This is a genomic window from Pantoea sp. ARC270 (assembly GCF_003236725.1).
GTDB lineage: Bacteria > Pseudomonadota > Gammaproteobacteria > Enterobacterales > Enterobacteriaceae > Pantoea > Pantoea anthophila.
Genome location: NZ_PUGA01000028.1, coordinates 61,721 through 75,035, shown reverse-complemented (window position 1 = coordinate 75,035; position 13,315 = coordinate 61,721). Strand labels below are relative to the sequence as shown.

The following is a 13,315-nucleotide window of genomic DNA, read 5'->3' as shown; positions in this document are numbered from 1 at the left end:
ATGACCCGAGGAAGGATCATGATCAATAAAATAACCAGTATAATCATGGCGATATTTGCTATTGCCCTGATTTACATGGGAGGACAACTCCTGCTGGCAGGAGGCAGCGCATTTTATGCGCTGATGGGTGTAGGCGTACTGCTCAGCGCAGTTCTGCTGTGGATGAAAAAACGCAGCGCGCTGACGCTCTATGCGCTGCTGATGTGGATCACACTGTTCTGGATGATCCGGGAAGTGGGCTTCGATAAGTGGCAGTGGATCCCGCGCGGGGATCTGTTCGGGGTGCTCGGCGTCTGGCTGGCGCTGCCCTGGGTGGTACGTCCTCTGTTTCAGGGACAGCGCCGCTTTCATCCTTTCCTGGGCAGCTCGGTTATTGTGATGCTGCTGCTGGTCGCCGGCCTCTGCTTCTACGATCCGCTGCCGCAGCAGGGCACCATCACGACAGCCCGTAACAGTTCCGTCGCCGGTGGCGCGGATGAGGAGTGGCGCGCCTATGGCGGGACAGCGGAGGGTCAGCGTTTTTCGGCGCTGAAACAGATCACCAAAGATAACGTGAAAAATCTGGAAGTGGCGTGGACCTATCACACCGGCGATCTGCGTCAGGAGGGCGATGCCACCGAGTACACCTTTGAAGCGACGCCGCTGAAAGCTAATGGCATGCTCTACTTCTGTACGCCGCACAACGAAGTGCATGCGCTTGACCCGGAAACCGGGGCGGTGAAATGGAAAGCCGTCCCGGATAAAAACCGCTCCTGGCTGCAGCAGCATCAGACCTGTCGCGGTGTGAGCTACTTCGATGCCGGTCAGCTGGCGCAGCAGGCGACGGAAAGGGCACCGGCCCTCTGCCGCAAGCGAATTTTTAACGCCACCACCGATGCCCGCCTGCGGGCGCTGGATGCCGACACCGGCAAACCCTGCGCTGACTTCGGCAACAACGGTGAGGTGGATCTGCGCGCTAATATGGGCGAGCTGCGCCCGCACGCACTGATGCAGACGGCCGCACCGCTGGTGGCCGGTAATCTGGTGATCGTGGGTGGTTCGGTCATGGATAACGGGTTCAACACCGGCAATCCGTCAGGTGTCATCCGTGCCTATGATGCGGTCACCGGGCGTCTGGTGTGGAACTTCGATCCGGCTAACCCGGAAAAGAGCGCGCCTGTTGCTGACACGGTCATCTATCCGCAGGATACCCCGGTCGCCTGGGCAACCCTGAGCGCCGACCTGAAGAACGGTCTGGTCTACGTTCCCTTTGGTAATGCTTCACCGGATGAAGTCGGCACGGCTCGCGATCCGGCCAGCAATACCGAGAAATTCCGTGATGCGCTGGTGGCGCTGGATCTGAAAACCGGTGCTTTCAGATGGCGTTATCAGAGCGCGAACCACGACCTCTGGGACCGCGATAATCCGTCGCAGCCCTCGCTGGTGGACATCAGCTACAAGGGCAAGCCACAACCGGCGGTGATCCTGCCGACCAAAACCGGCAACCTGTTTGTGCTGAACCGTCTGACCGGCGAGCCGGTCTATCCGGTTAAGCAGGTGAAGGTCTCCACGGACGGTATCCCGGGCGAGCAGTATGCGGCAACCCAGCCGGTTTCCAGCCTGAACTTCATTCCGCAACCGCTGACGGAGAGCGCCATGTGGGGCATTACGCCGTTTGACCAGATGGCCTGCCGCATCACGTTCCGCGAGCTGCGCTATGATGGCAATCCGTGGACGCCGCCAACGGAGAAAGGATCGCTGATCTTCCCCGGCAACATCGGTGTCTTTAACTGGGGCTCTGTCGCTGTCGATCCGCAGCGTCAAATGCTGATAGCGACCCCGGTGCGTCTGGCCTACAAATACAACCTGATTAAACGCACGCCGGAAACGGAAACGCAGCGGACCTTCACCAAAGATGGCACGCCATACTGGAATGAGAACTTCCACGGTGACTACGCGATCCATATTCAGCAGATGGCTTCCGGGCTGGGCATTCCCTGCATTGCGCCGCCGTGGGGACGGATGGTGGGGGTGGATCTCACTACCGGTAAAACCGCGTGGCTGCGCCGCGTCGGCACCACCAAAAACCTGAAGACCAGTTTCCTGCCCGGCCGCTTCCCGCTGGGATTCCCGATGGGCATGGTGGCACACGGTGGGCCGCTGCTGACGGCGGGTGATCTGGTGTTCCACGGTGCGACGGCGGATAACTTCTTCCGTGCCTACGACAGCACCACCGGCGAACTGCTGTGGCAGACGGAGCTGAGTGCCGGTGCGCAGGCCACACCATCGACCTTTATGGGTAAAGATGGCCGGCAGTATGTGGTGATTGCGGCGGGGGGGCATGGCTCGCTCGGCACCACGGCGGGCGACAGCGTGGTCGCTTTCCGCCTGAAGTAACCTCAGAGACTGAGCGCCATACGGGCGCTCAGTCTCTCCCCGGTTTTGTCGGTGACTTTCTTAGTCGCCGACCTTCACTACAGTCTTACCGAAGTTTTTGCCGTTCAGCATATCGATAAACGCCTGTGGCGCGTTCTCTAATCCCTCAATCATGTGCTCGCGATAGTGGATCTTTTTGCTCTCCACCAGCGGCGTCATCGCCTTCAGGAACTCAGGGTAGCGGTCGCCGTAATCCTGGAAGATGATAAAGCCCTGCATACGGATACGACGTTTCAGGATACCCGCCATGATCAGGGAGGTTCTGTCCGGGCCTTCCGGCAGCTCGCGCTGGCTGTACGCCGACACCAGACCACAGACCGGCACGCGCGCGGCGGTGTTCAGCAGCGGGAACACGGCATCAAAGACTTTACCGCCCACGTTTTCGAAATAGATATCGATGCCATCCGGGCAGGCGTTCTTCAGCTGCTCTTCAAAGTCAGCACTGTGGTGATCGAGGCAGGCATCAAAGCCCAGGGTTTCGATGGCATAACGGCATTTTTCTTCACCGCCCGCCACACCGACCACGCGACAGCCTTTCTGTTTCCCCAACTGGCCCACCGTTGCGCCGACCGGACCGGTTGCGGCGGCGACCACCAGGGTTTCACCGGCTTTCGGCTGGCCGATGTCCATCAGGCCCATATAGGCGGTAAAGCCTGGCATACCGAGAATGCCCAGCGCCCAGGAAGGGTTGGGCAGGTCGTTGCCCAGCTTCGCGATCTCTTTGCCATCGGAAACGGCATACTCCTGCCAGCCATTCTGCGACAGGACCCAGTCGCCTTTCTGAAACTCGCTGTTTTTTGATTCGGCCACCTGACAGACGGTGCCGCCCACCATCGGCTGATCCAGCTCTGCTGGCGGGGCGTAGGATTTCCCCTCATCCATCCGGCCACGCATGTAGGGATCGAGCGACAGGTAGATCGTCTTCAGCAGAATTTCACCCTCTTTCAGTTCCGGCACGGGCTGCGCCACATGGCGGAAATTCTCTTTGGTCGGCTCGCCGTGTGGGCGTGAAGCCAGTAACCAGGCGTGATTCTGAGGCGCGTGTTCAGTCATATTGTCATCCTTTTATGGCCTGGCAATGCACAGGGCATCGCCGTATGAATACCGGAAAAGTGTAGATGACGGAGAGGGGAATGCCTTTAGCACGATGAGCGGCAATCTGCTGCCCGCCATCAGCCAGCGCAGCCTTGCGGACGGGGCGACACAGCGTCTGTCAGGCGATGACGGCCCCTTGCCCGGACGGCGTGATATTCACATTCGCTTGCAAAATCGCGCCCTGATTAAACTGCTTCGCGCGATTCTGCAGCGCATCCGGGGCCACGGGACGGGCGGATGAGTGTGATAGAACTCAGTAAACAGAGAGGAGAAAGAACCATGCACATTCAGCACATGCGAATCGCACGGCCGGTTACCAGCCTGACAGAAATGTCTCAGCGCTATTGTCACGGGTTAGGATTGCAGAAAATCGGTGCCTTTACCGACCATGAGGGATTCAGTGGCGTGATGCTGGGCGCGCCGGGTCTGGCCTGGCATATGGAATTCACGCAGTCACTTACGCATCCCCTGACGCCGTCACCGTCGCAAGAGGATCTGCTGGTGCTTTACCTGCCGCATCGGCCTGACTGGCTGGCCCGTTGCGCCGCGATGGATGAGGCAGGATTCCGGCGGGTGCCTTCTTTTAATCCTTACTGGGATCGGCAGGGCGTGACATTCAGTGACGATGATGGTTATCGTGTGGTGATTCAGCATGCAGCCTGGCATGTCGAAAGCTGATCTTTTAATGAAACGGAGTGTCCCCTGAACATACTTTGCTTCCACACCGCGGCCAGTAACATTGCGATTTTCGATGCTGCCGCCGCCTCGCTGGCGCGTCACACCCCGCCGCTGAATCATCTGGTCATGCCTGCACTGCTGGCTGAGGCCGAAGAGCGCGGTGGGATGGACAGTGACTTACGTCTCAGGATGGCCCGGCTGATTGAGGGCGTGCTGCCGCAGTTTGATGCCATTCTGATCACCTGTTCGACGCTGGCCCCGGTAGCCGACGATTTCCCCGTGCAGGAAAGGGTCATGCGCACCGACAGAATGCTGGCGGAGGCGCTGCATCGCCAGGCGGGGCCTGCGGTGGCGCTCTGCGCGGCAGAATCGACCGTGGCGGCCACCCGGGCGCTGTTCTGTCAGCCCGGCACGCAGGTGAACACGGAGCTGGTGGCGGGGGCATGGGATGCCTTTAAGGCGGGTAACACGACCCGCTATTTTGACCTGATTGCGGCGGCGACAGAGCGGGCCTATCAGCAGGGCGCGGTGGCGGTGGCTCTGGCGCAAAGCTCAATGACGCCGGTGGCACAGCGGTTTCCCGCCGCACAGCGTCCGCTCACCGGCCCCGATCTCGCGCTGCAGGCCTGCTACGATCTCAGATAACCGTGACACCCTGCCGGGTCAGCGCCTGCTGTAACGGCTCATCCGGCGGCGTTTCCACGACCAGGGTGGAGGCAAGCGACAACCCGCCAATGGCAAAAGGAGAGGCGGCGTTCAGCTTCTCTGCTGACGCCAGCACCACGGTTTCCGCTGCGCGTCCGGCCAGCGCCCGCTTCACCGTAGCCTCTTCGAAATTACCGGTGGTCAGTCCGGCAGCCGGGTGCACACCGGTGACACCCATAAAGAAGAGATCGGCGTTGATGCGACTTATCGACTCCAGCATCGCGGCGCCCACCGTCACCACGGAGTGTTTATAGAGCTGCCCGCCAATCAGGATAATCTCCACCTGCGGATGATCGACCAGCGCCAGTGCCACGCTCGGGCTGTGCGTCACGGCGGTAAAGCTCAACGTCGGCGGTAAGCGTCGCACCAGTTCCGCGCTGGTGGTGCCGCCATCAATGAGCACGATCTGCCCCGGCTGGATCAGCGAAACCGCCTTTTGCGCGATCGCCTGCTTCGATGCGGTCTGCACGTTTTTGCGTGTTTCAAAGGTGCCCAGCGCGGCAGAGACCGGCAGGGCACCGCCATGCACCCGCTGCAGCAATCCCTCTGCCGCCAGCTCACGCAGGTCACGGCGGATAGAGTCCTCAGAAAGGCCGAACCGCTGGCTGAGATCGCGCGACTGCACCTGTTTTTCACGGGCGAGCAGCGCCAGTATCGTCTGTTTCCGCTGACTGGAAAGCATCGTTATCCTCTGCATGATCTTTCTTGAATTTGCACGATTGTGCATGATAGCGTGAAGGCTGTCTATCACTCCCGGAGCCTGTCATGCCGCAAGCCTCTTCCCGTGTGCGTATCCTCAATGAGCAGTTGCTGTCAGATAACTGGTATACCCTGAAAAAATATACGTTCTCACTGCTGCGCCGCGATGGTCGCTGGCAGGAGCAGAGCCGTGAAGCCTATGACCGAGGTAACGGCGCGGCGATCCTGCTCTACAACCGTGAAAAACGCAGCGTGGTGCTGACCCGCCAGTTCCGTTTCCCCATCTTCCTCAATGGACACGATGGCTTCCTGATCGAGGCGGCGGCTGGCCTGCTGGATAACGCGTCGCCGGAAGCCCGGATTGTGGCAGAAGCCGAAGAGGAGACCGGCTATCGGGTAACCCGGGTAGAGAGGGTGTTTGAAGCCTTTATGAGTCCCGGCTCCGTTACCGAGAAGCTCTATTTCTTTATTGCCGAATATGGGGATCAGCCGCGTAGCGGTGAGGGCGGCGGCATCGAAGAGGAGGGCGAGGATATTGAGGTGCTGGAGCTTGATTTCGACCAGGCGCTCAGGGCGATTGACCAGGGAGAAATCATGGATGCCAAGACCATCATGCTGCTGCAGCATCTGCGGCTGAAGGGCATTTTATAAGTTAACCGGCAGCCCCCTGTATAAGCGGTCTGCCGGGAAAGGCTTACTGATCCTGAGTCAGAATGCCTTTTACGTCATGCGGTTCGGAGCGCAGATACTGAGGTGGCACCTGCACCTTGCCATCCAGCGCGGCGGCCGCATGCCATGGCCAGCGCGGGTCGTAGAGGATCCCGCGCGCCAGAGCCACCAGATCGGCTTCGCCCTGTTGCAGCAGATCCTCGGCCTGCTGTGGCTCAGTGATCAGTCCGACCGCGATTACCGGAACGGAAACCTGCTCACGGATATCGCGGGCAAACGGAACCTGGTAATTAGGGCCGACGCTAATTTTCTGATCTTCCGACAGTCCGCCGCTGGAGACATGGATATAGGCGCAGTTCAGCGCTTCCAGCTCACGCGAGAAGGCGATGGACTGTTTGATTTCCCAGCCGCCTTCGACCCAGTCCGTCGCGGAAATGCGAACGCCTACCGGCAGTGAGGCCGGAACCGCGTCACGAACCGCTTTGAACACTTCCAGCGGGAAGCGCATACGGTTCTCCAGCGATCCGCCATACTCATCGGTGCGCTGGTTCGAGAGCGGAGAGAGTAACTGATGCAGCAGATAGCCGTGCGCAGCATGGACTTCGATAAGATCCAGCCCCAGACGCTCTGCACGCAGGGCGCTCTCCACAAAGGCCTGCTTCACCCGGGCCAGGTCATCGGCGCTCATCGCGACCGGTCTGACTTCATCCGCGCTGTAGCTCACGGCTGACGGGGCAATGGTCTGCCAGCCGCCGGCATCCGGTGCAATCTGTTTGCCGCCTTCCCAGGGCACCGCGCACGACGCTTTACGTCCGGCATGGCCCAGCTGAATGCCAACCGGAATCGAGGAGTAACGGCGCACATCCTCCAGCACCGTTTTCAGTGCGGCTTCATTCTCATCATTCCACAATCCGAGATCGCCGGGAGAGATGCGGCCAATGTCTTCTACCGCCGTGGCTTCGATAATCATCAGGCCTGCGCCGGAAAAAGAGAGCTGACCCAGGTGGATGCGGTGCCAGGCTGTAGCATTACCGGCTTCGGCTGAGTACTGGCACATCGGCGCAATCACAATGCGGTTATCCAGCGTAAGGTCGCCCAGTGAGACAGTGGAAAAAAGTTGGCTCATGTGATCTCCATGGTGTTATGACGAATGTGACAGGCAATAACTATAGCGGGGGATTGAGGAGACCGTGGGTAATGCAACGTGACATTTTGTGATTGTGTCCCGGTTCAGACCCTGCTGTGACAGCCACAGGGTCTGAAGCGTAACGTTACACCTGCGCCATTCCGCCATCGACAAACAGTTCTGTCGCATTGATAAAGCTGGCGGCATCTGACGCCAGGAAGGCAACGGTTCTGGCCACCTCCTGCGGCTCACCCAGGCGGCCCAGCGGTATCTGCGCAGCCAGCGCATCAAACAGGCCCTGACGCTGATCATCACTGACCAGCCCGCCCAGGCCCGGAGTACGGACAGGGCCGGGACTCACCACATTCACCCGGATGCCGCGATCTTTCAGATCCAGCGCCCATGAACGGGCAAAGTTGCGCACGGCGGCTTTACTGGCGCTGTAAACACTGAAGGCTGCGGTACCCTGAGCCGAGGCGGTAGAGCCGGTAAGAATAACCGACGCGCCATCAACCAGCAGTGGCAGCGCTTTCTGAACCGTAAACAGCACGCCGCGTACGTTGGTGTCGAAGATACGATCGAAATGCGCCTCTGTGATCGCCCCCAGCGGCAGCATGTCGCCTCCGCCGGCGTTGGCGAACAGGATATCCAGATGGCCCGACCGTGACGCAATCCGGGCATACACGTCGTCGAGATCGTGCAGCTGTGACGCATCGGCCCAGATACCGGTGACCGTTCCACCGATGTCCGCGACGGCGGCATCCAGTTCCGCCTGACGGCGACCCGTAATAAAGACCTGCGCGCCCTGTGACGCCAGTTCCCGTGCGGTGGCCAGGCCAATTCCGCTTGTTCCGCCTGTGACCAGGGCAATTTTTCCTGCGAGTGATGCGCTCATAAAGTCGTCTCCGGAGTCGGTCAGTGAATGAGGATAAGCTTCCCGGTCAGCGTCGCTGCCGGACAGGGGGTCACTGTAAAAGAGCGGGATTGACTGATAAATCCGCTAAAATGAAAATGACTATCCACACGGGTGGACAATAGGGGCAGAGAATGGATCAGTTGCTGGCGATCAGAGCCTTTTCACGGGTGGTAGAGAGCGGCAGTTTTACCCGTGCCGCAGATACGCTGAACATGCCGAAAGCGACGATGAGCAAGCTGGTGCAGGAGCTGGAGGCACATCTCTCCGTCAGGCTTTTGCAGCGGACCACACGGCGCGTGACCGTGACTGCGGAAGGGCGGGAATATTATGAGAAGGCGCTGCGTATTCTGCACGACCTTGAGGATGTGGATGCCTGTTTTAATGCACTACGCAGTAAGCCGCGCGGGCAGTTACGCATTGATGTCGGCGGTTCGACTGCCCGGGACGTTCTGATTCCGCTGCTGCCTGATTTCTTTGCCCGCTATCCTGACATTACGCTGGATCTCGGCGTTTCGGATCGTCCGATCGACCTGATCAGTGACAATGCTGACTGTGTGATCCGCGGCGGTCCGCTGATGGACTCCTCACTGATCGCCCGTCTGATTGGGCACGCCACGCTGATCACCTGTGCAACGCCCGCCTATCTGAAAGCCTTTGGCGTACCGGCCTATCCGGATGAACTGCGCAACGGTCACCGGCTGGTGAGCTATCTCTCTCCGCAGACTGGCAGGCCATTTCCGTTTCGGTTTGAACGTGACGGGGAAAAAATCGAGGTAACCAGTGCGCATCGCATTGGCGTCAATGAGAGCAACGGGCATCTGGCTGCGGGGCTGGCCGGGCTGGGGATCATTCAGACCTTCAGCTATTCGCTGTCGTCGATTCTGCGGCAGGGTGAGATGGAGGAGATCCTGCGCGACTGGCGTCCTGCCGGGTATCCGTTTCATCTGGTTTATCCGCAGAACCGGCACGTCACGCAACGCCTGCGGGTGTTTATCGACTGGCTGGTGGCCTGTTTTCCGGCACGAATAGCGGGAGAGGCCCAATCCGGCACCTGAATGCCGGATTGGGCAGAATCAATCAGTTGCCGCGATAGGTTGAGTAACCAAACGGGCTCAGCAGTAAGGGAATATGGTAGTGCTCACCGCTGGCTTCCATGTTGAACTCCACCGGGATCTCCGGGAAGAAGGTTTTCTGGCTGCTTTTCTTATAAAAATCACCGGTTTTGAATACCACGCGATAGCTGCCGGCGCTGGCCGTTTTGTCCTGCGGGAACAGGGCGCTGATGCGGCCATTGTTATCCGTCACGCCAGAAGCCAGTTTCACCCAGTTATCCTGCTGCTTCTGATCCAGCTCGACTTCAATGCCCGCGGTGGGCTGACCGGTCTGCAGGTTGAGCACGTGTACGCTGAGTGGATTTTTCGCAGCGGCAGGCTGAGCGGCGACAGCAGATGCGCCAGAGGTCATCAGTAAGGTGGCAATCAGAGCCGTTGTCTTTTTCATCAATGTTTCCTTTATTGACTGTTGGAGTGCGTGTTGTTTTGCTGAAGCGTAATCGGGCTGAGGCGAAAGGGACATTTAACGGCGCTAAATGTGAAATTTCCCAGAAGCGCATGCCTTTTAGTTACATCATACATACTCTCTTTCGTTACCTGAGTTGAGCTCTGTGCTGACATCGCTAATCAGGATGAAACGGCGGCCAGAAAGTATGTAAAAGGAGAGGGCAGCAGAATCGCAGGGTGGGAAAACAGAGACAGAAAGCGTGACAGCGTCACATAAATCCGTCAGGTGTCAGAGTTTTATTCCGTTGCAGTTCCCGGATTGTAGCCTCTGATGGCTGATAAAATCCAGCTGATTCAGAGGGATGAGAGGATTCAGGGCCATGCTCACCGAACGGCCCGTAAACCACGCGGTTTGCGTCATCGGGCCGGTATGCCTGCGCGACGCACGCTGAATGCTTTGCCTGTCAGGGCGTCATCTTCGCCCGTTACTGAACTGGCCGTGAAACAGAATCCGTTGTCAGCAGAGATAGTCAGGATGCATTTACCCAGGATTTTACCGGCATCATTATCCGCAAAGCAGCAAAGTCACGCACACACGCCAGAAGCGCTGGCTTTCAGGGACGCCGGGAATAGTGGTGATGGCTGCGAAAGAGGAATCATCGGGTGAAGCGGACATTTTTCGGAGAGTGCGAAGAGATTGATAAGGCTTCAGTGGAGGCAGCACAAAACAGTGGAAGCGAAGAATCGCCTGATGTTAATCAGCAGACGTGCCGGAAGATGAATACGCGGAAAGTTATCGTCGCTAAGGGAACAGCCGGTATCGGGTTGACCGGGAATCATAATTGCCTCATCAGACGGGCAGGAACGAAGTTAGCAGCAGCACGGCAGGGAACGAGATAAAGCAGCCACAGCCGTTATCAGATATCTTATTTAACATAATATACATTATACGCATCTTTATCATTATCAGGGTTGGGCTTCGCTGTTTACCTTCCGGCACCTATCCTGGCTGTTTTTTGACTGGCCGTAAATCTCTGTGCAACTCAGCCTCATCTCCTCACCGCCACGCATCCGCTTTTCTGAATGCCTTGTGGTTTGCTGCGCATCCGTCCGGCATTCTCTTCGCAGCCTGATTCACTCACTCTCTTCAATGTCCGATGCCGAAGATGTCACACCCGGCTTCATCTTTACGGCTAAGTGAATGAATTGAGCGCTCACGACATGCTGCGCGCTCAGCTTTTCAGTTCACTCCGCCTTGCTCTGGATTGGGCGTCCGGTCTGTACATCTTTGCACTTTGCTCGTTTAGCGCCATCCGGCGGCTTTACGCACTCCGCCAGAGACGTCGCTACGTGAAAATTAGCGCTCTTATCAGGGCTGACAGCCACAGAAATGCTGTAAATGCGTCTCCTGAATGCCTGCTTTTTACTCTCGCTCAGCGGCGCGAACAACGCCTGCTCCTGTACACGTCCGCGCATCGTCATGATAAGGCCTGCCGCATCGGCCGCGCCTGTTGATGACCTGCAGAGATTCAGTCAGAGACAATCGGTTTTGATAAGACGTTTACGGGAGACAAAACAACATAACATCCCTGCTCTGTCTGTTCAGTAATCAGCCTTAATGGTTTATTAAAACCGGCCAGAGCAGCTAAACGTCAATGCGCAGCGATTATTTTATACAAAAGCTGAATAATCATTTCCTGCGTAAAATTAAATAGAGAATTAATGACAATGCTGAAAACAGAACAGATAACACGCGCTAAATTACTGATTTAGATCAATATTTTTAGCAGATGCGTCAATTAACATCTTTGTTACCAGGACTTTTCTTAATAAAAGGATTTTTTAAGCGATAAATAGTAGTTCTGAGGTTCTGGCTCAACAGGATTAGAAAAATAACCAACGGGTATTAATAAGAGGATTTGCATTAAGAGCGACAAAAAAAGGTTATTCCCCAACGACAATCCGGCGTCAAAAATATACAAAAAATGACACTGATCAAAATTCACGCATATTTAGCTTTGCGTGCGGAATTTTTATTGATCAAAACAGCGTTATTTGCGAAATATTCCTAACAGACGTAAAAAAATCCAGGTCTCTCAGTACGACTGAGTGGGCGGCAGACGTTTTTGTCCCGAATTTTCAATCAATATTACGCCAGGCTACAGAGGAGGTGCGTTAAGAAAAATCCGAATGCAGGAAATAGCGGGTAATTTTCATCGCCTTGAAACGCGGAGATTTTTATCGATAAAATAAATACAACTCTCGCAACAGCACCAGAATATTATGATAAAGATAACCAGAGAGGAAATTCGCTGCGCCAGTTGTAAATATGGCTGTGATCTCGCCCATCGCGCATCAGACATTTATCACCGATGTCCGCTGCAAAAAATAACCACCTGGCCCGGAGGAAATCATTTTTTCTCTTCATCCCTGCTTAGCATGGTGGCGGGTAAATATGAAAGCATCTTTTGCCGGGGATGCATATTTGTTGACTTCTCAAGAGAGAATATCAGGTATTTTACCAACAGTAACTGGATTGAATATTTAAAAAACACCGGATTGATGCTGATTATCGTCAGCGATCGCTATATGCAATCCCTTGCCGCGTTCTGGCAAAAAGAAGACCTGCGTATCCAGACCGTTATTTATGCCGATCAGTCGCGTGAAGAGATAAGCCGTCAGATTAATGGCTGCTATTTCGGCCTGAAGGGCGACGTCAGAAAAAAAGTGAATGCGTTTAAACAGGATGAAGTTCAGTTCCTTGATCTGGCAGTGAATGGACTCTCACTGCCGATTATTGCCAGAGAAATGGGAGTTGAAATCAAGCGTGTTTATAACATCAAAGAGGCTATTCGCCGGAAAATGGGCATCAGCCTCAACCAATTGCTTTCCGTATAACGATGATAAAGGAGTATGACATGAACACCCATTTCAGAACGCTTAATCTTGCGGTCTTAATCAGTGCCGCGCTGGTTTCAGCCAGCGTCTCTGCGGCTTCTGATAACACCATCAACTTCCAGGGCGAAGTGACCACCGAAACCTGTTCGGTGTCGGTGAACGGTAACAACGCTTCACCTGTCGTTCTGCTGCCAACCGTGAGTACCTCTGACCTTGCGGCCTCAGGTGCGACAGCGGGCGAAACCCCCTTCACCGTGGGCGTAAGCGGCTGTACCGGTGACAGCACCAAGACCACGAAAATCTCCACGGTCTTCGTGGGCAATAACGTCAGCGCTGCCGGCAACCTGTCGAACACCGGCACCGCGAAAAACGTTGAGGTTCAGATCCTCGACCCGAAAGATACCGTCGTCGATCTGACCAGCGGTTACACCGGCAGCGGCGATATGACGCTTCAGGCAGGGGAAACCTCAGGCTCAGCCACCTACTCTGCCCGCTACTATGCATCAGGCACACCAACGGCCGGTACCGTGACCGCATCACTGCAATACGCCGTGACTTATCAATAATCGTTTTCGTGCGTATCCGGTATCCCGGGTACGCACGCCACGCTTGAGA

The 13,315-nt window shown here is 56.5% G+C and carries 12 protein-coding genes; 7 read left to right on the top strand and 5 right to left on the bottom strand.

Going from position 1 to position 13,315, the window contains the following annotated elements; all coding sequences use genetic code 11:
- Window positions 1-18 precede the first annotated feature (18 nt).
- Window positions 19-2,376 (top strand): membrane-bound PQQ-dependent dehydrogenase, glucose/quinate/shikimate family, encoded by a 2,358-nt coding sequence (locus CKF42_RS13750; protein WP_111208429.1) that lies wholly within the window; start codon window positions 19-21, stop codon window positions 2,374-2,376.
- A 60-nt stretch (window positions 2,377-2,436) separates the two neighbouring features.
- Here CKF42_RS13750 and CKF42_RS13745 read toward each other — a convergent pair whose 3' ends face one another.
- Window positions 2,437-3,468: an NADP-dependent oxidoreductase gene (locus CKF42_RS13745; protein WP_111208428.1), complete on the bottom strand. Its 1,032-nt coding sequence runs from the start codon at window positions 3,466-3,468 to the stop codon at window positions 2,437-2,439.
- Between the two features lie 321 nt (window positions 3,469-3,789).
- On the opposite strand from CKF42_RS13745, the gene CKF42_RS13735 reads away from it, so the two are divergent.
- On the top strand, window positions 3,790-4,188 hold the full coding sequence (locus tag CKF42_RS13735; RefSeq protein WP_111208426.1) for a VOC family protein: 399 nt from the start codon (window positions 3,790-3,792) through the stop codon (window positions 4,186-4,188).
- Between the two features lie 126 nt (window positions 4,189-4,314).
- Complete coding sequence (locus CKF42_RS13730) at window positions 4,315-4,833, top strand: glutamate racemase (RefSeq protein WP_111208425.1); 519 nt, start codon at window positions 4,315-4,317, stop codon at window positions 4,831-4,833.
- On the opposite strand, the gene CKF42_RS13725 is transcribed toward CKF42_RS13730, so the two are convergent.
- Complete coding sequence (locus CKF42_RS13725) at window positions 4,826-5,575, bottom strand: DeoR/GlpR family DNA-binding transcription regulator (protein ID WP_111208424.1); 750 nt, start codon at window positions 5,573-5,575, stop codon at window positions 4,826-4,828. The genes CKF42_RS13730 and CKF42_RS13725 overlap by 8 nt on opposite strands.
- Window positions 5,576-5,658: 83 nt before the next feature.
- On the opposite strand from CKF42_RS13725, the gene CKF42_RS13720 reads away from it, so the two are divergent.
- Window positions 5,659-6,243 (top strand): NUDIX domain-containing protein, encoded by a 585-nt coding sequence (locus CKF42_RS13720; RefSeq protein ID WP_111208423.1) that lies wholly within the window; start codon window positions 5,659-5,661, stop codon window positions 6,241-6,243.
- A 43-nt stretch (window positions 6,244-6,286) separates the two neighbouring features.
- On the opposite strand, the gene CKF42_RS13715 is transcribed toward CKF42_RS13720, so the two are convergent.
- Together CKF42_RS13715 and CKF42_RS13710 are read right to left on the bottom strand one after the other, a co-directional pair.
- Entirely contained in the window at window positions 6,287-7,387 is a 1,101-nt protein-coding gene (locus CKF42_RS13715; RefSeq protein ID WP_111208422.1) for an NADH:flavin oxidoreductase/NADH oxidase, read from the bottom strand.
- A gap of 145 nt (window positions 7,388-7,532) precedes the next feature.
- Window positions 7,533-8,282 (bottom strand): SDR family oxidoreductase, encoded by a 750-nt coding sequence (locus CKF42_RS13710; protein WP_111208421.1) that lies wholly within the window; start codon window positions 8,280-8,282, stop codon window positions 7,533-7,535.
- A 152-nt stretch (window positions 8,283-8,434) separates the two neighbouring features.
- Between CKF42_RS13710 and CKF42_RS13705 the strand changes: the two genes are divergently transcribed.
- Entirely contained in the window at window positions 8,435-9,358 is a 924-nt protein-coding gene (locus CKF42_RS13705; RefSeq protein WP_111208420.1) for a LysR family transcriptional regulator, read from the top strand.
- Between the two features lie 22 nt (window positions 9,359-9,380).
- Here CKF42_RS13705 and uraH read toward each other — a convergent pair whose 3' ends face one another.
- Complete coding sequence (uraH, locus tag CKF42_RS13700; RefSeq protein WP_111208419.1) at window positions 9,381-9,803, bottom strand: hydroxyisourate hydrolase; 423 nt, start codon at window positions 9,801-9,803, stop codon at window positions 9,381-9,383.
- A gap of 2,282 nt (window positions 9,804-12,085) precedes the next feature.
- On the opposite strand from uraH, the gene CKF42_RS21345 reads away from it, so the two are divergent.
- Together CKF42_RS21345 and CKF42_RS13685 are read left to right on the top strand one after the other, a co-directional pair.
- Complete coding sequence (locus CKF42_RS21345; RefSeq protein WP_233501044.1) at window positions 12,086-12,700, top strand: LuxR family transcriptional regulator; 615 nt, start codon at window positions 12,086-12,088, stop codon at window positions 12,698-12,700.
- Between the two features lie 20 nt (window positions 12,701-12,720).
- Window positions 12,721-13,266, top strand: coding sequence for a fimbrial protein (locus CKF42_RS13685; protein WP_009090205.1), 546 nt, complete (start codon window positions 12,721-12,723; stop codon window positions 13,264-13,266).
- Window positions 13,267-13,315 lie beyond the last annotated feature (49 nt).